Here is a 20,464-nt window from a genome sequence, read left to right on the forward strand (position 1 = left end):
CGCGGTACCCCTCTTCGGTCGTAGGCTGATCGCATGACAACGGGGTTCACGGTGTTCGGCACGGCGATCGGGCCGTGCGGGCTGGCGTGGCGGGACGACGTCGTGATCGGGACGTCGCTGCCCGAAGGCGACGCCGCCGGCGTGCGCGCGCGGCTGGCTCAGCGGTTCCCGGACGCCGTCGAAGGTTCGCCGCCTGCGCCGGTTCAGGCCGCGATGGCCGGGATCGTCGCGTTGCTGGACGGCGCGCGTGACGACCTGACTTCGGTTCCGCTGGACTTTGCGGGCGTGCCGGAGTTCAACCGCCGCGCGTACGAGATCGCGCGGACGATCCCGCCGGGCAAGACCCTGACCTACGGCGACATCGCGCACCGGCTGGGGATGCCGGGCTCGGCGCAGGCGGTCGGGCAGGCGATGGGGAACAACCCGTTCCCGATCGTGGTGCCGTGCCACCGGGTCCTGGCGGCGGGCGGCAAGGACGGCGGGTTTTCGGCTCGTGGCGGGGTCGCGACGAAGCGCCGGATGCTCGTGATCGAAGGGGCGTTGGCGGACGAGCCGACGTTGTTCTGACTCGGCCCTTGCGCGGACGGCCGGCTCGCGTGATCGGCGGGTCGACTCGCGTGATCCAGGGGTCGACACGCGTGATTGAAGGGTCGACACGGCCCGGCTAGCCTCGCCGCCGGGCCGGAGCCGGGTCGCGAACGGACGACACGCGTGCCTGGACCGTCGGCTCACGTACCTGGAGAGTCGGCTCACGTACCTGGAGAGTCGGCTCACGTACCTGGAGAGTCGGCTCACGTACCTGGAGAGTCGGCTCACGTACCTGGAGAGTCGGCCCGCGTACCTGGAGGGTCGGCTCACGTACCCAGGCGGTCGGCCCGCGTACCTGGAGGGTCGGCTCACGTACCTGGAGGGTCGGCCCGCGCACCCAGGCGGTCGGCTCGCGCACCCAGGCCGTCGGCTCGCGTACCTGGAGGGGCGGGGCGGGTGCCGTGCGCAGGCGGGCGTGCAGGGTGGGGTTAGGCGGGTTGGGGTTCGGGGGTCCAGGGTTTCATCCACGGGGTCTCCGGCCAGCCCTCCGCCGCGGCCATCAACGGGATCGCCGTGCCGCCGTCGACGTGCTCGCGGATGATGTCCGCGTGGCCCGCGTGGCGGGCCGTCTCCTCGATCAGGTGCAGCAGCACCCAGCGGACCGACCACGCCGGCACGTCCTGCGGGTACCAGGGCACGCCCTTCGGCACCGGGACCGGCTGGCCGAGGTCGTCGATCCCCGCGATCAGCTCCGCGGTGCGCGCCGCCACCTCGTCGTAGCGGGCCAACACGCTCGCCAGCGTCTCGTCCGGGCCCAGGCGGTATCCCGCCTGGTAGTCCGCCATCGCCTCGTCGAACGGCTTCTGCGGCAGCTGCAGGATGATGTCGAGCCAGCCGTCCTCCGTCGAAGCCACGTGCTTGACCAGGCCGCCCACCGTCAGCGCGCTCTTCGTCGGCGCGAGCCGCGCCTGCTCGTCCGTCAGCCCGTGGGCGGCCACCTTGAGCACGTGCCGCTGCTGCTCCAGGTACCGCAGCAGCCCGTCACGTTCGTCGGCCACCGGGGGCACGTTTCCCGCCATCGAGATCAGCTCCTTCGCGCTCGTCCCCGGATCCTGCCACCGACCACCGACATTTCCGGCACAACTTCCCCCAGGCGCAAAGTAGTCAGTATCAATTTCGTCTATGTACTTTGCGGGTAGAGTCGCGGACGTGTCCACCGAAAACATCCCCACCGGCGCGGAGCTGGCCGACGCGCTGCGGCGCATCACGCACGTCCTGCGCCGGTACGCGGGCGCGCCCTACGCCAAGCGCGGCTGGCCGACGGCCCAGATCCAGCTGCTGCTGATGGTCGACCTGCTCGGCGACCGGCCGCGGATGGGCGAGGTCAAGCGCCGCCTGGGCGTCACCGGCCGGGCCATCACCTCGGCCGTCGACGCGCTCGAGCGGGACGGGCTGCTGCGGCGCGAACCGGACCCGACCGACCGGCGGGCGAGCCTGCTGGCCGTCACCGACGCCGGCCGCGCGCGGCTCGTGGAGATCGAGGAGATCCGGCACGGGCACGCCGACGAGACGTTCAGCGTGCTCGACCCGGTCGAGCGCAAGACGCTGCTGGAGCTGCTCAGCCGCCTCGAGGCGCATGTCGTGGCGCGGGCTTGATGAAGGCGTACGCCCCGCCCACGCCGAAGAGCACCGCGCGCACCACGAGCTGGATCCGCGTGAAGACGCCCTCGAAGGTGTCCAGCTGCCGGGCGAGCACGACGGCCAGCCAGGTCGCCATCACCAGGATGAGCCCGGCGACGGCGAGCGTGCGCCAGCCCGGCGGCCACCACAGCACGAGGCTGATCACCCCGACCATCAGTACGGTGCTGAGCAGCGGCGAAACCCAGTCGCTGCTGTCCGGGTAGGCGGCCTGGACCAGCACGACCAGCCCGAACGCGCTCACCGAGATCGAGCTGAGCCGCGCCGTCCACTGGACCGGCCCGAGCCGGTGCAGCGGCGGCCCGGCGAGCAGGAAAGCGACCCCCGAGACGGCGAGCAGGACCCGGAACACCGGTGGCCCGCCGAGCAGCGCCTCGACCGGGTCCCGGACCGGCGACACGCCCGTCGGCAGGAAGAACTCCAGCAGCCAGCCGGAATACGCGAGGACGGCGACTCCCATGAGGAGGGCCGAGGCGATCCGAGCCGTGCGCACGTGGCACACATTAAGCGACCCCGGGCGCCTCGGCCCCATCGCGTGATCAGATCGACCGAGTCGTTACGCCTGCGGACGCACGAAGGGGAACAGGACCGTCTGGCGGATCGAGGCCCCGGTGAGCATCATCAGCAGCCGGTCGACGCCCAGCCCGAGCCCGCCGGTCGGCGGCATCCCGTGCTCCAGGGCCAGCAAGAAGTCTTCGTCCAGCTCCATCGCTTCGACGTCTCCGCTGGCCGCGCGCAGCGACTGCGCCTCCAGCCGCCGCCGCTGCTCGATCGGGTCGGTCAGCTCGGTGTAGGCGGTGCCGACCTCGGAACCGAACGCGATGAGGTCCCAGCGCTCGGCCAGCCGCGGGTCCTCGCGGTGCTGGCGGGTGAGCGGCGAGACGTCGGTCGGGTAGTCCGTGTAGAAGGTCGGCAGCACCGTCGCGCCCTCGACGAGGTGCTCGAACGCCTTGAGCACGAGGTCGCCGTGGCTCGGGTCCTCCCCCACCGGCACGCCCGCGGCCAGGCACAGGCGGCGCAGCTCCGCCACCGAGGTCCCCGAGTCGACCTGCTCCCCGAAGGCCGCCGAAACGGCGTCGTGCACCGTGATCACCGGCCAGTCGCCGGAGATGTCGTACTCGACGACCGTGCCGTCCGCGTCGGGCCTGCGCACGACCTGAGCGCCGTACGCGGCTTCGGCCGCGTGCTGGACGAGCTCGCGCGTCAGCGTCCGCATCGTGTCGTAGTCGGCGTACGCCTGGTACGCCTCGAGCATCGTGAACTCGGGGTTGTGCGTCGCGTCGACGCCTTCGTTGCGGAAGTTCCGGTTCAGCTCGAAGACGCGCTCGACGCCGGCGACGCACAGCCGCTTGAGGTACAGCTCGGGCGCGATCCGCAGGTACATCCGCATGTCGTAGGCGTTGATGTGCGTGACGAACGGCCGGGCGTTCGCGCCGCCGTGGACCGTCTGCAGCATCGGCGTCTCGACCTCGAGGTAGTCGGCGTGGTGCAGCCGGTCGCGCACCGCGCGGACCACCGTGGACCGCAGCCGCAGCATGGCCGTCGAGTCCGGGTTGACCGCAAGGTCGAGGTAGCGCTGCCGCACCCGCGTCTCCGGGTCGGTGAGGCCCTTCCGCTTGTCCGGCAACGGGTGCAGGCACTTCGCGGTGACCGTCCACTCGTCGACGAGCACCGAAAGTTCGCCCCGCTTCGACGTCACGACCTGGCCGCTGACGCCGACGTGGTCGCCGAGGTCGACGCCGGTCCGCCAGCCCGTGAGGTCGAGCTCGCCGGCCTCCAGCATCAGCTGGATCTCGCCGCTGAAGTCCTTGACGCGCGCGAAGCACAGCCCGCCGAGCGTGCGCATCGCCAGCACGCGCCCGGCGATTCGGACCCGGTGGCCGGTGGCGCTGTCCGGCCGCAGGTCGCCGAACTTCTTGACGACGTCGCCGATGTGGTCGTCCCGGCGGAACCCGACCGGGTACGGGTCGATCCCGGCTTCGCGCAGCTTGGCGAGCTTGGCCATGCGGACGCGGACCTGCTCCGGCCGGCGCGCCGGCTTGGCCGCCGGGACCGCCGCGGACTCCTCGATCTCCCGGACGCGGGCGGCGAAGTCGTCGCCGACCGTCTCCAGCCGCAGCGCCCGCGACCGTCCGGTCGGGACGAACCCTTCGAGCGCGCCCGCGACGATGCCGACGCGCGGGAGCCGCCGCGCCGAGGAGTAGCAGAGGAACCGCGGCTCCCAGTCCGGCCCGTACTTGGCGTTGGACCGGTACAGCGACTCCAGCTGGAAGAACCGCGACGCGAGGCTGAGGACCCCGCGCCACGCCCGCAGCACCGGGCCGGCGCCGATCCGCTCGCCTTCGGAGAAGACCGCGCGGAACATCGCGAAGTTGAGCGAGATCCGCTGCGCGCCCAGGTGCTGCCCGGCCGCGACGACCTCGGCGATCATGAACTCGTTGAGGCCGTTCTCGGCGTCGCGGTCGCGGCGCATGAGGTCGAGCGAGAGCCCGCGCCGGCCCCACGGGACGAACGACAGCAGGCCGCGCAGGTCGCCGTCGGCGTCGTAGGCCTCGACCATGACGCTGCGGCCGTCGCTCGGGTCGCCGAGCCGGCCCAGCGCCATCGAGAACCCGCGTTCGGTCTCGGCGCCGCGCCAGGCCTGGGCGCGGGCGAGCAGCTCGGCCATCTCCCCGTCGGGGATCTCGCCGTGGCGGCGGACGCGCGAGGTGTAGCCGGCGCGCTCGATGCGTTTCACGGCCTGGCGCACCGAACGCCGCTCGGGCCCGGCGAGGCTGAACTCGCGGATGTCGAGCACGGCTTCGTCGCCGATTTCCAGGGCTCGCAGGCCGGCGTCGGTGTACGCCTTCGCGCCGCGCTCGCTCGCCCCGAGCACGCCCGGCGTCCAGCCGTACGTGCGCGTTTCGTCGAGCCACGCGCGGACGGCGTCCGGCCACGCCTCGGGGTCGCCGACCGGGTCGGCGCTGGCGACGCTGGTGCCGCCGAGCACGCGGTAGGTCACCGCCGCGCGGCCGTTCGGCGAGAAGACGACGCTCTTGTCGCGCCGGGTGGCGAAGTAGCCGAGGGAGTCGTCCTCGCCGTGCTCGGCGAGCAGCCGGCGCACGCGAAGCTCTTCTTCGTCCGTCCGCAGGCGACGGCTGCGTACGCCGCGGAAGAGCATGTACAGCGCGGCGGTGGCGACGGCGGTCGCGCTCAGGTCGATGAGCACGTCCAGCCAGGCCGGCCCCTCGCCGACGCCGATCCGGCGCAGCTGCAGGTTCTCGCCGGTGGCGTGGTTGACGACCCAGGCGAAGCGCTCCCACGAGTCGCCGAGCTGGCCGGGAAACGCTTCCGCCAGTCCCCAGCCGACCAGGATGACCGCGGCGAGGCCGCCGAAGAGCATGGTCAAGCCGTCGCGCCACGCGCTCGGCGCGAGCCGGGCGGGGAACGCCTTGCGCAGCGCGAGCAGGAACACGATCAGGGCGACCGACAGCACGTCGGCGACGGTGAGGGCCCACAGCTGGACCGGGATGTGCCGGACCTGCTTCGACCCGAGCGAGAGCAGCTCGGGCGACCACAGCAGCGTCGCCTGCAGGGCGAGGGTGAGCACCAGCCCGATGACCTGGAACAGCACGAGCGTGTACAGCGCGGCCTTCTTGCGGCGGCGCAGCGCGGCACCCAGCACCACCAGCAGCAGCACCATCACCAGGCTCGCGCTGGTCGGCACGCTCAGGCTCGAGAAGGCCATGTCGATGCCGTTGAGCAGGTGCCCGTGCGGGCCGTTCGTGAACAGGAGGAGCACCGAGAAGACCGCGGCCAGCTGGACCACGGTCGCGACGATGCCGCCCGCTTTCGCCTTCCAGGCGGGGAGGCGCGGGCGTGTGCTCGCGAGGGTTCCCATCGTTGCTTTCGTCGCCTTTCGCGGCCGATCGGTCGTCATGCCCTCTTCTTGACGTAAGTGAACCCGGGTTGGTTGTCCACCGGCGTCAACCTGAAGGCTGACGGCCGGGTGGTCCCCGAGGGTGTGAAGCTTGTCGCACGCGGTTGGGGCGCGTCCGGGAGCGTGTCACGCTTCGAGACGCCTCTGCTCCACGACCCGGGGACCTCACCGAGGCCTCGAGGGAAGGACGGTCGACGACGATGTCTGCTGCCAGCGCGAACGGACCTGAAGAAACGGCCCCCTACGGCACCGGATCCGCCGCTCCCGCGGCACCGGGCCCGGGCCGGAAGGTCCGCGTCCACCACCTGCGGGAGCTCAAGGAACGTGGCGAGCCGTGGCCCATGCTCACCGCGTACGACATGTACACCGCCGCCTTGTTCGACGAAGCCGGGATCCCCGTGCTGCTCGTCGGCGACTCCGCGGCCAACAACGTCTTCGGCTACGACACGTCGCTGCCGGTGACGGTCGACGAGCTGCTGCCGCTGGTCCGGGCGGTCACCCGGTCGGTCAAACGGGCGCTCGTGGTCGCCGACCTGCCGTTCGGCTCCTACCAGCTCTCGCCGCAGCAGGCGCTGGAGACGTCGGTGCGGTTCATGAAGGAGGGCCGCGCGCACGCCGTGAAGCTCGAAGGCGGGCGGCGGTTCGCCGCGCACGTCGAGGCGCTGACGTCGGCCGGCGTGCCGGTGATGGGCCACATCGGGTTCACCCCGCAGAGTGAACACAACCTCGGCGGCTACCGGGTGCAGGGGCGCGGCGAAGCGGCGGACGTGCTGCTCGCCGACGCGCTGGCGCTGCAGGAGGCCGGGGCGTTCGCGGTGGTGATGGAGATGGTGCCCGCCGAAGCCGCGAAGCGCGTCACGGCGGAGCTGAAGATCCCGACGGTCGGCATCGGCGCCGGGCCGGACTGCGACGCGCAGGTGCTCGTCTGGCAGGACATGGCCGGGCTGCGGCGCGGGAAGGCACCGCGGTTCGTCAAGCGCTACGCCGATGTCGCGACGGTGCTGCAGAACGCGGCGACGGCCTTCGCGGAAGACGTCCGGCGCGGCGAGTTCCCGGCGCCGGAACACGCTTTCCACGACTAGGCCCGGCCCCGAGCGCCCCAATGTGGCCTTCGGTGCGTTGAACGCACCGAAGGCCACATTGGGTGCGTCTGACGCAACCAAGGCCACATTGGGGCGCTGGGGAACCTCGGTCACCGGCGCTTGAACCGTTCCTCGAGCGCCGGGTCGTTTTCCCACCACAGGCCCGACATCGATGCGGCGCCCGAAGCGGCTTCCTCGTCCAGCTGGACGTCGATCTGCTTTGCGCGCCGCTCGTCGTCGCGGGCCCAGCGGATGAACAGCGCCACCACGAACGGCAGGCCGGCGACGTCGCCGCCGATCCACAGCACGCCCGCGCCGATGATCTGGTCGGTGCGGGGGTCCGGGCCCCGGCCCGGGTGCGCGGCCGCGTAGTGCGCCGGGGCGAGCAGCGGGCCGAGCCACAGCACCAGGCCGAGCGCGCCGTCGAAGATCACTTCGGTGAACGCGATCCACACCGAGACCAGGTGCGGGTCCGTGCGCGGCGTCGGGTCGAGCCCGAGCCGGGTCCAGAAGTACGTGAAGCCGGACAGGACGAGCGCGAGCCGGACCAGGCCGTCCGCCACCGGCGAGCGCAGCGTGAGGTCGTAGAGCGGGGTCAGGTAGAGCACCAGGACCGGCACGACCAGGGTGAGCGTGACGACCGGCGGGAACGTCAGCGCCCGCGCCACCTTGCCGCGGCCGTGGCGCCGCAACCAGGTCACGGGCCGCGTGTCCAGCAGGAGCTGGATCGGGGCGCCCAGGGCCAGCAGCAGCGGCGTGATCATCAGCAGCGTCGTGGTCTGGACCGCACGGACCCAGAAGAACGTCGTGTCGTAGACGGCCAGCGCCGAGCAGGTGACCACCAGGACCGTCGCGAGCCCGGCGAGGAACGCCACCGTGCGGCCCCGCGGCCAGTCGAGGCGGCGGGCAGCGCGCACGTAGAGCGTGCCGAGAACGAGCACGGCGAGCACCGCCGGGGCGTCGAACGTCAGCGGCACGTCAGACCGCGAAGAAGATCAGGCTGCCGATTCCGGCAACGACGCAGTAAATGGCGAACGGGGTCAGCGTGCGCGTTTCGAAGTAGCCGGTGAGGAACCGGACAGAAATGTACGAAGCGACCCCGGCGATGACGCTCCCGACGAGTGCCGGGCCGAGCGAGGCGTGGTTCTCCGGCGCGAACAGCGTCGGCATCTTCAGCACGCCGGCGGCGAGGATCACCGGGGTGGCGAGGAGGAACGCGAAGCGCGCGGCGTCTTCGTGGCCCAGCCCGCGGCGCAGCCCGGCGACCATCGTGATGCCCGAGCGGCTGATGCCCGGCAGCAGCGCGAAGATCTGCGCGGCACCGATCAGGACGGCTTCGCCGACACCCAGTTTCGCCAGCCGGACGTCGGTCCGCTCCTCGACCGTGACCGCCCGCATCACGAGGGTTTCCTCGGTCGAGAAGTCCACAGTGTCCGCTTCGGCGTCCGGCCGCCGCCGGGAGAACTTCTCGGCGGCGTAAAGAACCCCGCCGTTGAGCGCCAGGAAGATCGCCGACGGCACCGGCTTGCCGAGGACGTCGCGCAGCAGCCCTTCGAGCAGCAGGCCGGCCAGCCCGACCGGGATCGTGGCGAGCACGAGCAGCCACGCGAGCCGCTGGTCGGGGGTGCGGACTTCGCGGTGGCGGATCGACGTCCACAGGCCGCCGATGATCCGCACCCAGTCCTTCCGGAAGAACAGCACGAGCGCCAGCGCGGTGGCGACGTGCATCGCGACGAGCACCGCGAGGTACGGCGAATCCTTGCCGATGCTCAGGTCCTGCTGCCATTGCCCGCCGAGCCAGGCGGGCAGCAGGATGCTGTGGCCGAGACTGGACACCGGAAACAATTCCGACACCCCCTGCAAGGCGCCGACGACAATCGCCTCGAGATAGGTCACCGCGGACATTCCGAGCCTTTCCGTACCACTTCTGGAAACCCCGACACCGGAACGTACCGGCTTATTCGTTAACGCCCGGCAAGGGGCACAGCCGCACTCAGCGTCCCCTCAGCGCGTGTTCACGTACATGAACTTCAATCATGTCCTTGACTACCGTTCGGACCTTGGCTTAGCGTTTAGCCCGTCGCCGCCACGACGAAGATTCGAACCTCGACGAGGAGGACGGAAATGCGTGTGCGGACCACCGGCCGTCGTGACCACCCCGAAGGCGTAACTCCTCCTCGCTCGGATGTCAGCCCCGGCGGCTGACCCACGGACGGGAGCCCGCTCAGCCCGGCGGCGGGGGCGGGCTCCCACCTTTCTTGGTCGTCGTCCCGGCCTCTGGCGGCGGGGTGTCGGGACGACGGCCAGGCCCCTCCGGCACAGTGAGGGTCATGGACGAGCTGTACCCGCCGGTTCCCCCGCGGGCCGAAGGGTTCCTGGACGTCGGCGACGGGCACCGGATCCGGTGCCAGGAAGCGGGCGACCCGGCCGGGAAGCCGGTCGTGGTGCTGCACGGCGGGCCCGGCAGCGGGATCGCGCCGATGGCGCGGCGGCACTTCGACCCCGCGGCCTACCGGATCGTCCTGTTCGACCAGCGTGGCTCGGGACAGTCGACACCGGGCGCCGACGACCTCGGCGCGAACACCCTGTGGCACCTGGTCTCCGACATGGAGGCCCTGCGCGAGCGGCTCGGCATCGAGCGCTGGCAGCTCTTCGGCGGCTCCTGGGGCGCGACCCTCGCGCTCGCCTACGCCCAGACGCACCCTTCGCGCGTCAGCGAAATCATCCTGCGGGGCGTCTTCACCGTGCGGCGGAGCGAGCTGGACTGGATCTACCGGGGCGGCGCCGCGAACCTGTTCCCGCGCGAGTGGGAGGCCTTCCTCGCCCCGATCCCGGCTTCGCTGCGCGATGACCCGCTGGCGGCGTACAGCGACCTCTTGAACGACCCGGCCGAGGAGGTCCGGCACCGCGCGGCCGTCGCGTGGAGCACCTGGGAGGGGGCGACGGTTTCCGTGCAGCCCCAAGAAGCCTTCGTCCGCCAGTACGCGGAACCGGCGTTCGCGCTGACCTTCGCCCGGCTCGCCGTCCACTACTTCCGCCACGGCGCCTGGCTCGACGACGGGCAGCTGATCCGCGACGCGGGCAAGCTCGCCGGCATTCCCGGCGTGATCGTGCAGGGCCGCTACGACACGGTGTGCCCGCCGACCACCGCGTACGAGCTGCACCAGGCATGGCCGGGTTCGGAGCTGAAGCTCCTCGAGGGCGCTGGGCACGCCGTGACGGACCCGGGCGTGCTGGCCGCCCTGCGCGCGGCGACGGACTCATTCCGCCAGTAGCACCGCGAACACCTTCTCGAGCTTGTCCTTGACGACGGCTTCGTCGGCGCGGGCGAGCTCGGTGCTGCCGATGAGCGTCCGCATCACCCAGAAGCCGGCGATCATCGCGAGCGCCAGCGCCGGCCCCTCGGTGTTCTTCTTCGCCGGGAGAACGTCGGTCAGGTGCTTCTCGACGTGCCGCTCGATGCCCGCGCGCAGGATCTCCGCGGCGCGCGGGTTCGGCGCCGACCGCAGCATCAGCAGGAACGGGTCGAGCCGCTCGGCGTCCGGGGCGGTCCGGCGCACGAGCACGGCCGCGACGTCGGCGGCGAGCGTCGCGGGGTCGTCGGTGAGCACGGTCCGCTCGGCCATCGCCGCCTCGACGACCTCGGCGAAAAGGCCTTCCTTCGAGCCGAAGTAGCGGTTGACGAGCATCGCGGTGACGCCGGCGGACTCGGCGATCTCGCGCACGCCGACGGCGTCGTACCCGGCCCGGGTGAAGGCTTCGAGCGCCGAGTTCAGGATCGCTTCCCTGGTCGCGACGGCGTTGCGGGGTCTCATGTATACGAGTGTAGACTTGAACTAAGTCTACAGGTGTATACCTCTTGGGAAGGTGCTTCATGGATCTCGAACTCGCTGGTAAACGCGCTCTCGTCACCGGCTCCAGCGCCGGTCTCGGTGCCGTGATCGCCCGGTTGCTGGCCGCCGAAGGGGCTTCGGTGGTGGTGCATGGCCGGGACGCCTCCCGGGCTTCGCGGGTCGCCGAGTCGATCGGCGCGGCCGGGGTGGCGATCGGCGACTTGTCGACCGACGCGGGTGCGGACGCCGTGGCCTCCGCGGCCGGCGACGTCGACATCCTGGTGAACAACGCCGGCTCGTACGACCACCTGTCGTGGTCCGAGGCGACGCCGGAAGCCTGGGCCTCGATCTATGAGGCGAACGTCGTCTCGGCGGTCCGGATGATCCACCGGTTCGTGCCGGGCATGCGCTCGCGCGGCTGGGGCCGGGTGATCCAGATCGGCGGCGGGCTGGCGATCCAGCCGATGGCCATGCAACCGCACTACACGGCGACGCTCGCGGCGCGCCACAACCTGGCGGTGTCGCTGGCGCGCGACCTGGCGGGGACGGGCGTGACGTCGAACGTGGTGTCCCCGGGCGCGATCCTGGTGGACTCCGTGCGCGAGCTGCTGACGTCGATCGCCCCCGCGCAGGGGTGGGGCAGCTCTTGGGAAGAGATCGAACGCGGAGCGGCGCGGGACCTGGTCCCGAACGACGTCGGCCGGCTGGGCCGCCCGGAGGAGATCGCGGCGGCGGTGGGGTACTTGGTGAGCCCCGCGGCCGCTTACGTGAGCGGCGCGACGATCCGCGTGGACGGTGGCACGATCCGGTCAGTGCACTGACCGCCTACGGAACCGAAACGTCATGAACGAGTCGTTCACGGCGGCAGTGCACTAGAGCCGACCACCGGACGCCGTTTCGCCCGACAACTTCTGGGCCAGGTACACCGGGACCGTCGACACCACGATCAGCACCGCCGCCACCACGTTGACGATCGGCGCCTGGTTGGGCCGGAACAGGTTATTGTAGATCCAGATCGGCAGCGTCTCCATGCCCGTACCCAGGGTGAACGTCGTCACGATGATCTCGTCGAACGACAGCGCGAACGCCAAAAGCCCGCCCGCCAGCAATGCCGATCGCAGCATCGGGAACGTCACCAGCCGGAACGTCGTGAACCCGGTCGCGCCGAGGTCCATCGACGCCTCCTCCAGGTTCCAGCCCATCCGGCGCAACCGCGCGACGACGTTGTTGAACACCACCACGATGCAGAACGTCGCGTGCGCGATGATCGCCGTCAGCAGGCCCAGGTCGATGCCCAGGATCGTCCGGAACGCGTTGTTCAGCGCGATGCCCGTGACGATCCCCGGCAGCGCGATCGGCAGGATGATCAGCAGCGACACCGGATTCCGGCCGAAGAACCGGTAGCGCTGCAACGCGAACGCCGCCATCGTGCCCAGCACCAGCGCGATCGCCGTCGCCGCCAGCCCCGCTTCCACGCTCGTCCACAACGCGTTCAACGCGCCCTCGTTCGACGAAGCGCGGCTCCACCACTCCAGGGTCAACCGGGTCGGCGGGAAGCCGAACGTCGTGTCCGCGTTGAACGAGTTGAGCAGCACCACCAGCAGCGGGAAGTAGATCACGGCCAAGCCGAGCCCCAGCGCCGTCCACAGCACCACCCGGGAGGTACGCATGAAAGGCTCCTAGAGGTTGTCGAGCGCACCGGTGCGGCGCACCGCGGCCAAGTACACGAGCATGATCACGACCGGCACCGTCGCCACCGTCGCCGCGAACGGCAGGTTGTTCGCCGCGCCGATGTTGTCGTAGACGACGTTGCCGAGCATCTGCGACGTGCCGCCGACGATCTTCACCGCGATGTAGTCGCCCAGGGACAACGAAAAAGTGAAGATCGACCCCGCCACGATCGCCGGGAACGTCAGCGGCAGGATCACCGACCGGAACGTCCGGAAGGACTTCGCGCCGAGGTCGCCCGACGCGTCCACCAGGGAGTCCGGCAGCCGGTCGAGGCCCGCGTAGATCGGCAGGATCATGTACGGCAGCCACAAGTACGACAAGGTGATGATCGTGGCCGTGACGCCGTAACCCGGCGAAAGCCAGCTCAGAGCGCCGTTTCCGGACAGCATCGACCGCCACGCGTAGGCCTTCACCAGGTAGCTCGCCCACAGCGGCGTCATCACCGCGATCACCAGGATCCGCTGCGCCCGCGGCGAAGCCAGCTTGGCCATCGCGAACGCCATCGGGAACGCGATGACAGCGTCGATCACCGTCACGAGCGCCGCGATCCCGACCGTCCGGAAAGTGATCGTGCGGTACACCGCGTCGCTGAACAACGTCTTGAAGTTGTCCAGCGACCACTCGATGACGACCTGGCCGGTGAACGCGTCCGTGTGCCAGAACGCCGTCACGAACAACGCGGCGAGCGCGCCCAGGTAGGCCAAGCCGAGCCACAGCAGCGGGGCCGAGAGCAGGAAGCCCAAGCGCAGCTTGGGCTTCCGGTAGAAGAAGGCCGAGAGCGCGGTCATGTCAGCCCTTGATCTCGGTCCACGCCTTGGTCCACTCGCCGTAGTCCTTGCACTTGACGTCCGTGCGGCCGTCGAGGCACTGCGGGATCGGCGTGGTCCAGTACGCGATCTTCGACGCGTACGCAGAGTCGTTGGCGTGGTAGGTGTCGCAGAGCGTCTTGTCCGTCATCTCCGCGCACGCCTTCGTGTTCGCCGGCGCCTCACCGAAGTACTCGGCGACCTGGGCGTTCACCTTCGGGCTGATGATGTAGTCGAGCCACTTGTACGCGCACGTCTTGTGCGCCGACTTCGCCGCGACCATCCAGGTGTCCGACCACCCGGTCGCGCCTTCGCTCGGCACGGCCGACTCCAGCGGCGCGCCCTCGCCCTTGGTCAGGTTGACCGTGACCTGCCAGGCGGTGCCGACGACGGCGTCGGCGTTCTTCAGCGCTTGGGACTCCTTGAGGTAGTCCGACCAGTACTCGGACACGAGCGGACGCTGCTGCTTGAGCAGGTTCACCGCGGCGGTGAACTGCTTGTCGTCCAGCGAGTACGGGTTCTTGATGCCGAGGTCCGGCTGGTGCGTCATCAGGTACAGCGCGGCGTCGGCGATGTAGATCGGCGAGTCGTAGGCGATCACCTTGCCCTTGTAGGGCGAGTTCGCGTCGAACATCACCGACCACGACGTCGGCGCCGGCGTCACCTTGTCGGTGCGCCAGGTCAGCAGGTTCGCGCCCCAGCCGTGCGGGATGCCGTAGGACACGCCGCCGACGCTGTTCCACGACTTGTCCTTGAGGAACGGCTGGACGTCGGCGTAGTTCGGCACCAGCGCGGTGTTCACCGGCTCGGCGTCCCCGGAGGCGACGAGCCGCAACGACGCGTCACCGGACGCCGAGACGACGTCGTACTGCCCGGTCTTCATCAGCGTCACGGCCTCGTCGGACGTGCCGAACGGTTTGACGTTCACCTTGCAGCCGGTCTGCTGCTCGAACGGCGTGACCCAGTTGACCTTCGGGTCGTTCGAGCCGTTCTCCGCGTACCCGGGCCAGGCCAGCACGTTCAGCTGCCCTTCCGGCTGGCCGAGCGCCTTGAGCGCCTCCAGCTTCGGCGGGGTGAACCCCTGCGCGCCGGGCGGCGCGGCGGAGTTCGAACCCGACGTGCCACATGCAGCCAACAGCAGGCTGGCGCCGAGGAGCCCGGCCAGCCGCGTCTTCCTGTTCTTCATGGCATCCCTTCCTTCGGGCCTCATTGCCCGGGAACTTGGAAACTGTGCTCGTGGCGCCAGCTCAGCCGCACCCGCCCGTCGGCGAAGGTGGCGCCGCCGTCGAGGTTCTGCCGGACGACCGACAGCTGTCCCCCGGCGTCGAGCGCGACCGAGTAGCGCACGGTCGCCCCCGCGTAGACGACGTCGGTGACCGTGCCGGTCGCACTGGTGTCCCCCGCGGCGGCGGGTTCGGACAGCTCGCCGTCGATGCGGATCTTCTCCGGCCGGATGCTGAACAGCCCCGGCCGGCCGATCACCGACTCGGCGCCGCGGCCGCCCAGCAGGTTCGACGTCCCGACGAATCCGGCGACGAATGCGCTGGCGGGCCGTTCGTAGACCTCTTCCGGCGGGCCGACCTGCTCGATCTTGCCGTCGTTGAACACCGCGATGCGGTCGCTCATGGTGAGGGCTTCGTCCTGGTCGTGGGTGACGAAGACGAACGTGATGCCGACGTCGCGCTGGATCTGCTTGAGCTCGACCTGCATCGCCTGCCGCAGCTTGAGGTCCAGCGCGCCGAGCGGTTCGTCGAGCAGCAGCACCTTGGGCCGGTTCACCAGCGCGCGGGCGAGCGCGACGCGCTGGCGCTGGCCGCCGGACAGCTGCGTGGGCTTGCGCGAGCCGTAGTCCTCCAGCCGGACGGTCTTCAGCGCCTCGAGGGCCCGCTCCCGGCGTTGCTGCTTCGGGACGCGCTTGACGCGCAGGCCGTACTCGACGTTCTGCTGCACGGACATGTGCGGGAACAGCGCGTAGTCCTGGAACACCGTGTTGACGTCCCGCTCGAACGGCGCCAGCCGACTGACGTCCCGGCCGCCGAGCTCGATCGTGCCCTCGGTGGGCAGCTCGAAGCCGGCGATCATGCGCAGCACGGTCGTCTTGCCGGAGCCGGACGGGCCGAGCATCGAGAAGAACTCGCCGGGCGGGATGTCGAGGTCGACGCCGTCGACCGCGTGGACGTCGCCGAAGTGCTTGCGCAGCCCGGAAAGCCGGATCGCCGGCCCCTCGGTCTCGCTCGACGGCGCGGAGTCCTCCCGCGTCCCGGTGGGTGCTTGGTTGGGCATCGCCAGCCTCACAGTGCGCTCATGACGTGCTTGACGCGGGTGTAGTCCTCCAGCCCGTACAGCGAGAGGTCCTTGCCGTAGCCGGACTTCTTGAACCCGCCATGTGGCATCTCGGCGACCAGCGGGATGTGGGTGTTGATCCAGACGCAGCCGAAGTCGAGCTTCGCGGCGAGGCGCATCGCGCGCTGGTGGTCGCGGGTCCAGACCGAGGACGCGAGCGCGTACTGGACGTCGTTCGCGGACTTGAGGGCTTCGGCTTCGTCACCGAACCGCTGGACGGTGATGACCGGGCCGAAGATCTCGTTCTGGCTCATTTCGTCGTCCTGCTTCAGCCCGGAGACGACGGTGGCCTCGTAGAAGTAGCCTTCGTCGCCGGCACGGTGCCCTCCACAGTGGACGGTCGCGTGCGCCGGCAGCCGGTCGATGAACCCGGACACCTTCTCCAGCTGCGCGGCGTTGTTCAGCGGGCCGTACGCGACGTCTTCGTCGTCCGGCTTGCCGGTCTTGGTGTTCTCGGCCTGCCGGGTGAGCGCGGCGACGAACGTGTCGTGCACCTCGTCGGCGACCAGTACGCGGGTGGCGGCGGTGCAGTCCTGGCCGGCGTTGAAGTAGCCCGCGACGGCGATCGCTTCGGCGGCGGCTTCGAGATCGGCGTCGCCGAAGACGATGACCGGCGCCTTGCCGCCCAGCTCCAGGTGCACGCGCTTGACGTCGCTGGCGGCGGACTTGGCGACCTCGATGCCGGCCCGGACCGAGCCGGTGATCGACACCATCGCCGGGATGTCGTGCTCGACCAGCGCGCGGCCGGTGTCGCGGTCGCCGCAGACGACGTTGAACACGCCCGACGGAAGGATCTCGCCGGCGATCTCGGCGAGCAGCAGCGTCGACGCGGGGGTCGTGTCGGACGGCTTGAGCACGATCGTGTTGCCGGCGGCGAGCGCGGGCGCGATCTTCCAGATGGCCATCAGCAGCGGGTAGTTCCACGGCGTGACCTGCGCGCAGACGCCGACGGGCTCGCGGCGGACGAAGGAGGTGTGGCCTTCCATGTACTCGCCGGCCGAGCGGCCCTCCAGCACGCGCGCGGCACCGGCGAAGAACCGCACCTGGTCCAGGACCATCGGGATCTCTTCGGCCATGGTCAGCGCGATCGGCTTGCCGGTGTTCGCGGACTCGGCGCGCACGAGCTCCTCGGCGCGGGCTTCGAGCGCGTCGGCGATCTTCAGCAGCGCGAGCTGACGCTGGGCCGGCGTCGTCGCGCGCCAGGTCTCGAACGCGGTCGCGGCGACCTGCAGCGCGTTGTCGACGTCCTCGGGCCCGGCGATCGGCGCCGTGCAGAAGACGCGCCCGGTGACCGGGTCGACGAGCTCCGCCGTCCGGCCCGACTCGGACTCGACGTACGCGCCACCGACGTAGTGCTTCAGCTCCTGCACGAGTGACTCCTAGCTGCGATCGGAGGCTAAAACATATAAGTCCATATGTAATAGGACAAGAGGATCAGGCAAGATTGGTGCGAACGGGTACTCGACGGGCGAAGGGTCACGATGCGCAAGGGCATGTCGCACAGCGCGCGGTCCGCCATGTTCGCGCCGCTCGGCCAGGTCGGCCGGGCGGAAGCGGTGGCGGCGCGGCTGGCCGACGCCATCACGCTCGGCCTGCTCGCCGACGAGGAGCAACTGCCCAGCGAGGCCGACCTGTCGGCGCAGTTCGGCGTCTCGACCGTGACGGTCCGGGAAGCGCTCGTGGCCCTGCGGCAGCAGGGACTGGTCGAGACGCGCCGGGGCCGCAGCGGCGGCAGCTTCGTCCGCGCGCCGGCCAACCCGCCTCCGGACGAGTGGCGCTCGCGGCTGCGCGAAGTGTCCTTGTCCGATCTGCGCGACGTCGGCGACCACTACCTCGCGATCGCCGGGGCCGCCGCGAAGCTCGCCGCCGAACGCAGCTCACCCGAGGACGTCGCCCGGCTGCGGCTGGCGACCGACGACCTCCGCACGGCGCACGGCATCGACTTCACGCGGGCGGAGCGGCAGTTCCACCTGGAGGTCGCGGCGGCGGCGCAGTCACCGCGGCTGACGCACGAAGAGCTCAGCCTGCAGAGCGAGCGCGGCGGGCTGCTGTGGCTCCCGCTCGGGGCGCACCCGCACGAGGAGCACGCGGCGATCACCGCGGCGATCGCCTCCGCGGACGGCGAGCTGGCCCGCAAGCTCACCGAGGAACACATCCTCGGGGCGCTCGACCGGCTCGCGGACGTGCACCTCGACCTCCTGGCCCCCTAAACTTCGGAACACTCCGCGCATCGAGGTGAGCACCGTGAACGACACCCGCACGCTGACCGGCGACGAGGTCGTCGAGCAGGTCTCGGCGTTGGTGGAAGGGGTCTTCGAACGGCTGAAGCCCCTGCTGGCGGCGGCCGAGTCGGTGCTGGCCGACGCCCCGGCCGCGGCGGCGCTGCACCGGATCCGGCCGCAGGTCACCGAGGCCCTCGGCGGCCTGATCGTCGGCGCGGGCTTCGTCAGCGCACCGCACGTGCTGTCCGACTCGGAGTTCGGCTTCGAGTGGTGGACGGGCCCGGGTGACGAACCGCCGTCCCAGCTGTTCATCAGCCTCGACCCGGGCAGCGAGAACTTCCTGGACTACACGCGCCAGTCGTGGTTCACGGTCCCGCGCGACACCGGCCGGCGGCACATCAACGGGCCGTACGTGGATTACCTGTGCACCGACGAGTACACGCTGACGTTCACGATCCCGGTTTTGTTGAGCGGGGCGTTCGCGGGAGTCGTGGGCGCGGACGTGTACGTGCGCGAGTTCGAGCGGGCGGTACGTCCCCGGCTGCGGTCGCTGGGGCGCGGGGCGGCGTTGCTGAACGCGCAGGGGCGGGTGATCGTGTCCAACAGCGTCCGCCAGCCGACGGGGTCGCTGGTGCGCGAGGCCGACGTCCCGGCGTGGTGGTCGGCCGGCGGGGAGCCGAGCCCGGTCCTGCGCCGCTGCGGCGACTCGCCGATCGTGCTGGTGACCGGGGATTAGCGCGGGCGCTTGAGGTCAGGTCTGCAGCGCCACCCACAGCTCCGCGCGGACTCCGGGTGAGTCCAGGTCACGGCCCAGCAGTTCCTCCGCCCTCTTGATCCGGTTCCGCAGCGTGTGCCGGTGGACTCCCAGCCGCGCGGCCGCCACATCCCAATGGCCGTGGTGCTCCAGCCAGCAACGCAGTGACGTCTCCAGGTCGCCGCGGCCCGTCTCGTCGTGCTCTCGCAGCGGGGCCAGCACCCCGTGGGCAAACGCTTGCGCCACCACCGGGTCGATGAGGGAGAGCAAGCCGCGGCCGGTGTGCTCGGCCGCCGACAGCAGGAGCTTGTCCTCGGCCTCCGCGGCCCGGGCGGCCAGCTCCGCCTGCCCCAGCCCGGCCGCGAAGTCCGCCGGGGTCACCGGCCCCGCGACCCCGCCGTGCAGGCCGCCGATCCGCAGCGCCGCCCCGGCCACCACGTCGACCACCGTGCCCGGGCCGAAAGCGACCACCAACGCCTCCCAGCGGGCCGCGAACACGGGCTCGCCCTCCAGCGCTTCCAGGAGTTTCCGCCGCGACGCGGCCGCCCCGGCGAACACCAGCACCGACCACGGCGCTTCCGGCGGCTCGGCACCCGTCGTGGTCAGCACCCGCAGCGCCAGCTCGTCCTGCCCGCCGGCCAGCAGCTCCAGCAACCCGGACCGCAGCGCCTGCCGCGCCGAAGCCTGCGCACGATCCTGTTCCAAGGCAAGGGAAAGCACCGAGACGGCGGTGTTCACGATGTGCCGCCCCGCCGAGTCGAGCGACGCGCCGACAGCGAGCACCCGGCGCGCGCCGGTGTCCAGGGTCTGCAGCACGACTTCCTGGCCGTCGAGTGACACCACGCGCGTACCGGTCCGAAGGCGCTCCAGCTCTTCGCGCAGCGAAGCACCGTAAGTCCGCGCGCTCGCCGGAGTGGCTTCCGTGACCGTTGTCCGGTCGAAGAGCAGGACCCAGCCGTCGACCAGCTTGGCCAGCTTGCGCAGCACGCCCGCCGGCCCGCCCTTGCCGACCGCCGTGCGGGTCAGCTCCTGCTGGGCCTTGCCGATCCGGACCGTCGTCGCGTACTCGTCGGCCGCCACCGCCCGCGAGACCGCGCGGGTGATCGCGATGAACGGCGTCTCGCGCGGCACCTCCAGCACCGGCAGCCCCACGTCGGCCGCCGTCGACACGAGCGAACGCGGGACGAAGTCGTGGCTCAGCCCGACGCCGAAGCCGAGCCCCGCCACCCCGGCCTCGACCAGCCGGCGCACGTACGCCGGCGACGTCTCTTCGTCCAGCGCCAGCCCGGTCGTGAGCAGCAGCTCGCCGCCTTCGAGGAACGCCTGCGGGTCGGTCAGCTCCGTCGGGTGAACCCAGCCGATCGGGCGGTCGAGCGCCGAGTCGCCGGTCAGGACCCGAAGCCCGAGCGGGCGGTCGGCGGCCAGTCCGGCCAGCGTGAGTGCCATAACGGCCAATTGTACGCGGCGATTTGTACACAACGGCGAGCTGACGACGCCCAGGACGCGGCTCATCCTGAGGACGTCCCCCCACCCGCGTCCGCAGGAGCA

Annotated in this window: 19 protein-coding genes; 7 read left to right on the plus strand and 12 right to left on the minus strand. The window is 70.8% G+C overall.

Annotated elements, in window-relative coordinates:
* The first annotated feature begins 33 nt into the window (after positions 1-33).
* A complete protein-coding gene (locus AB0C38_RS31530) occupies positions 34-567 on the plus strand; it encodes a methylated-DNA--[protein]-cysteine S-methyltransferase (RefSeq protein ID WP_360680499.1) in 534 nt (177 codons plus the stop codon).
* A gap of 449 nt (positions 568-1,016) precedes the next feature.
* On the opposite strand, the gene AB0C38_RS31535 is transcribed toward AB0C38_RS31530, so the two are convergent.
* Positions 1,017-1,607 (minus strand): DinB family protein, encoded by a 591-nt coding sequence (locus tag AB0C38_RS31535; RefSeq protein ID WP_360680501.1) that lies wholly within the window; start codon positions 1,605-1,607, stop codon positions 1,017-1,019.
* A 130-nt stretch (positions 1,608-1,737) separates the two neighbouring features.
* Between AB0C38_RS31535 and AB0C38_RS31540 the strand changes: the two genes are divergently transcribed.
* A complete protein-coding gene (locus AB0C38_RS31540; protein ID WP_360680503.1) occupies positions 1,738-2,184 on the plus strand; it encodes a MarR family transcriptional regulator in 447 nt (148 codons plus the stop codon).
* Here the strand turns inward: AB0C38_RS31540 and AB0C38_RS31545 are convergent.
* Complete coding sequence (locus AB0C38_RS31545; protein ID WP_360680506.1) at positions 2,147-2,719, minus strand: hypothetical protein; 573 nt, start codon at positions 2,717-2,719, stop codon at positions 2,147-2,149. The genes AB0C38_RS31540 and AB0C38_RS31545 overlap by 38 nt on opposite strands.
* 63 nt (positions 2,720-2,782) lie before the next feature.
* Complete coding sequence (gene lysX / locus AB0C38_RS31550) at positions 2,783-6,106, minus strand: bifunctional lysylphosphatidylglycerol synthetase/lysine--tRNA ligase LysX (protein WP_360680822.1); 3,324 nt, start codon at positions 6,104-6,106, stop codon at positions 2,783-2,785.
* A gap of 239 nt (positions 6,107-6,345) precedes the next feature.
* On the opposite strand from lysX, the gene panB reads away from it, so the two are divergent.
* The gene (gene panB / locus AB0C38_RS31555) at positions 6,346-7,227 is read left to right on the plus strand and encodes a 3-methyl-2-oxobutanoate hydroxymethyltransferase (RefSeq protein ID WP_360680509.1); all 882 of its coding nucleotides are present in this window, start codon (positions 6,346-6,348) and stop codon (positions 7,225-7,227) included.
* A gap of 110 nt (positions 7,228-7,337) precedes the next feature.
* Here panB and AB0C38_RS31560 read toward each other — a convergent pair whose 3' ends face one another.
* Together AB0C38_RS31560 and AB0C38_RS31565 are read right to left on the minus strand one after the other, a co-directional pair.
* Positions 7,338-8,204, minus strand: a complete 867-nt coding sequence (locus tag AB0C38_RS31560; protein ID WP_360680512.1) for a cytochrome c oxidase assembly protein — start codon at positions 8,202-8,204, stop codon at positions 7,338-7,340.
* Position 8,205: 1 nt separating this feature from the next.
* Positions 8,206-9,132 (minus strand): undecaprenyl-diphosphate phosphatase, encoded by a 927-nt coding sequence (locus tag AB0C38_RS31565; protein WP_360680515.1) that lies wholly within the window; start codon positions 9,130-9,132, stop codon positions 8,206-8,208.
* Between the two features lie 425 nt (positions 9,133-9,557).
* Between AB0C38_RS31565 and pip the strand changes: the two genes are divergently transcribed.
* Positions 9,558-10,502, plus strand: coding sequence for a prolyl aminopeptidase (gene pip, locus AB0C38_RS31570; RefSeq protein WP_360680518.1), 945 nt, complete (start codon positions 9,558-9,560; stop codon positions 10,500-10,502).
* On the opposite strand, the gene AB0C38_RS31575 is transcribed toward pip, so the two are convergent.
* Entirely contained in the window at positions 10,488-11,042 is a 555-nt protein-coding gene (locus AB0C38_RS31575; RefSeq protein ID WP_360680521.1) for a TetR family transcriptional regulator, read from the minus strand. The genes pip and AB0C38_RS31575 overlap by 15 nt on opposite strands.
* A 59-nt stretch (positions 11,043-11,101) precedes the next feature.
* Between AB0C38_RS31575 and AB0C38_RS31580 the strand changes: the two genes are divergently transcribed.
* Complete coding sequence (locus AB0C38_RS31580) at positions 11,102-11,881, plus strand: SDR family NAD(P)-dependent oxidoreductase (protein ID WP_360680524.1); 780 nt, start codon at positions 11,102-11,104, stop codon at positions 11,879-11,881.
* A gap of 51 nt (positions 11,882-11,932) precedes the next feature.
* Here the strand turns inward: AB0C38_RS31580 and AB0C38_RS31585 are convergent, their stop codons facing one another.
* The 5 genes from AB0C38_RS31585 to AB0C38_RS31605 are packed head-to-tail and all read right to left on the minus strand — an operon-like array spanning position 11,933 to position 17,310.
* Positions 11,933-12,730: an ABC transporter permease gene (locus AB0C38_RS31585; RefSeq protein WP_360680526.1), complete on the minus strand. Its 798-nt coding sequence runs from the start codon at positions 12,728-12,730 to the stop codon at positions 11,933-11,935.
* Between the two features lie 9 nt (positions 12,731-12,739).
* Complete coding sequence (locus tag AB0C38_RS31590; protein ID WP_360680528.1) at positions 12,740-13,579, minus strand: ABC transporter permease; 840 nt, start codon at positions 13,577-13,579, stop codon at positions 12,740-12,742.
* A 1-nt stretch (position 13,580) separates the two neighbouring features.
* Complete coding sequence (locus AB0C38_RS31595) at positions 13,581-14,783, minus strand: ABC transporter substrate-binding protein (RefSeq protein ID WP_360680530.1); 1,203 nt, start codon at positions 14,781-14,783, stop codon at positions 13,581-13,583.
* A 20-nt stretch (positions 14,784-14,803) separates the two neighbouring features.
* Positions 14,804-15,880, minus strand: coding sequence for an ABC transporter ATP-binding protein (locus AB0C38_RS31600; RefSeq protein ID WP_360680532.1), 1,077 nt, complete (start codon positions 15,878-15,880; stop codon positions 14,804-14,806).
* Positions 15,881-15,888: 8 nt separating this feature from the next.
* Entirely contained in the window at positions 15,889-17,310 is a 1,422-nt protein-coding gene (locus tag AB0C38_RS31605; RefSeq protein WP_360680535.1) for a gamma-aminobutyraldehyde dehydrogenase, read from the minus strand.
* A gap of 111 nt (positions 17,311-17,421) precedes the next feature.
* Between AB0C38_RS31605 and AB0C38_RS31610 the strand changes: the two genes are divergently transcribed.
* Together AB0C38_RS31610 and AB0C38_RS31615 are read left to right on the plus strand one after the other, a co-directional pair.
* Entirely contained in the window at positions 17,422-18,150 is a 729-nt protein-coding gene (locus tag AB0C38_RS31610) for a GntR family transcriptional regulator (protein WP_360680538.1), read from the plus strand.
* Positions 18,151-18,184: 34 nt separating this feature from the next.
* Positions 18,185-18,898: a cache domain-containing protein gene (locus tag AB0C38_RS31615; RefSeq protein WP_360680540.1), complete on the plus strand. Its 714-nt coding sequence runs from the start codon at positions 18,185-18,187 to the stop codon at positions 18,896-18,898.
* A gap of 15 nt (positions 18,899-18,913) precedes the next feature.
* Here the strand turns inward: AB0C38_RS31615 and AB0C38_RS31620 are convergent, their stop codons facing one another.
* On the minus strand, positions 18,914-20,362 hold the full coding sequence (locus tag AB0C38_RS31620) for a PucR family transcriptional regulator (protein ID WP_360680543.1): 1,449 nt from the start codon (positions 20,360-20,362) through the stop codon (positions 18,914-18,916).
* Between the last annotated feature and the right edge of the window lie 102 nt (positions 20,363-20,464).

The organism is Amycolatopsis sp. NPDC048633, assembly GCF_040650695.1.
GTDB lineage: Bacteria > Actinomycetota > Actinomycetes > Mycobacteriales > Pseudonocardiaceae > Amycolatopsis.

Bases quoted from the DNA above. Each gene is read 5' to 3' on its own strand.
- AB0C38_RS31535 (WP_360680501.1), bottom strand. From the start codon at position 1,607: ATGGCGGGAAACGTGCCCCCGGTGGCCGACGAACGTGACGGGCTGCTG.
- AB0C38_RS31585 (WP_360680526.1), bottom strand. From the start codon at position 12,730: ATGCGTACCTCCCGGGTGGTGCTGTGGACGGCGCTGGGGCTCGGCTTG.
- lysX (WP_360680822.1), bottom strand. From the start codon at position 6,106: ATGGGAACCCTCGCGAGCACACGCCCGCGCCTCCCCGCCTGGAAGGCG.
- AB0C38_RS31600 (WP_360680532.1), bottom strand. From the start codon at position 15,880: ATGCCCAACCAAGCACCCACCGGGACGCGGGAGGACTCCGCGCCGTCG.
- AB0C38_RS31610 (WP_360680538.1), top strand. From the start codon at position 17,422: ATGCGCAAGGGCATGTCGCACAGCGCGCGGTCCGCCATGTTCGCGCCG.
- AB0C38_RS31530 (WP_360680499.1), top strand. From the start codon at position 34: ATGACAACGGGGTTCACGGTGTTCGGCACGGCGATCGGGCCGTGCGGG.
- AB0C38_RS31575 (WP_360680521.1), bottom strand. From the start codon at position 11,042: ATGAGACCCCGCAACGCCGTCGCGACCAGGGAAGCGATCCTGAACTCG.
- pip (WP_360680518.1), top strand. From the start codon at position 9,558: ATGGACGAGCTGTACCCGCCGGTTCCCCCGCGGGCCGAAGGGTTCCTG.
- AB0C38_RS31595 (WP_360680530.1), bottom strand. From the start codon at position 14,783: ATGAAGAACAGGAAGACGCGGCTGGCCGGGCTCCTCGGCGCCAGCCTG.
- AB0C38_RS31565 (WP_360680515.1), bottom strand. From the start codon at position 9,132: ATGTCCGCGGTGACCTATCTCGAGGCGATTGTCGTCGGCGCCTTGCAG.
- AB0C38_RS31590 (WP_360680528.1), bottom strand. From the start codon at position 13,579: ATGACCGCGCTCTCGGCCTTCTTCTACCGGAAGCCCAAGCTGCGCTTG.
- panB (WP_360680509.1), top strand. From the start codon at position 6,346: ATGTCTGCTGCCAGCGCGAACGGACCTGAAGAAACGGCCCCCTACGGC.
- AB0C38_RS31620 (WP_360680543.1), bottom strand. From the start codon at position 20,362: ATGGCACTCACGCTGGCCGGACTGGCCGCCGACCGCCCGCTCGGGCTT.
- AB0C38_RS31580 (WP_360680524.1), top strand. From the start codon at position 11,102: ATGGATCTCGAACTCGCTGGTAAACGCGCTCTCGTCACCGGCTCCAGC.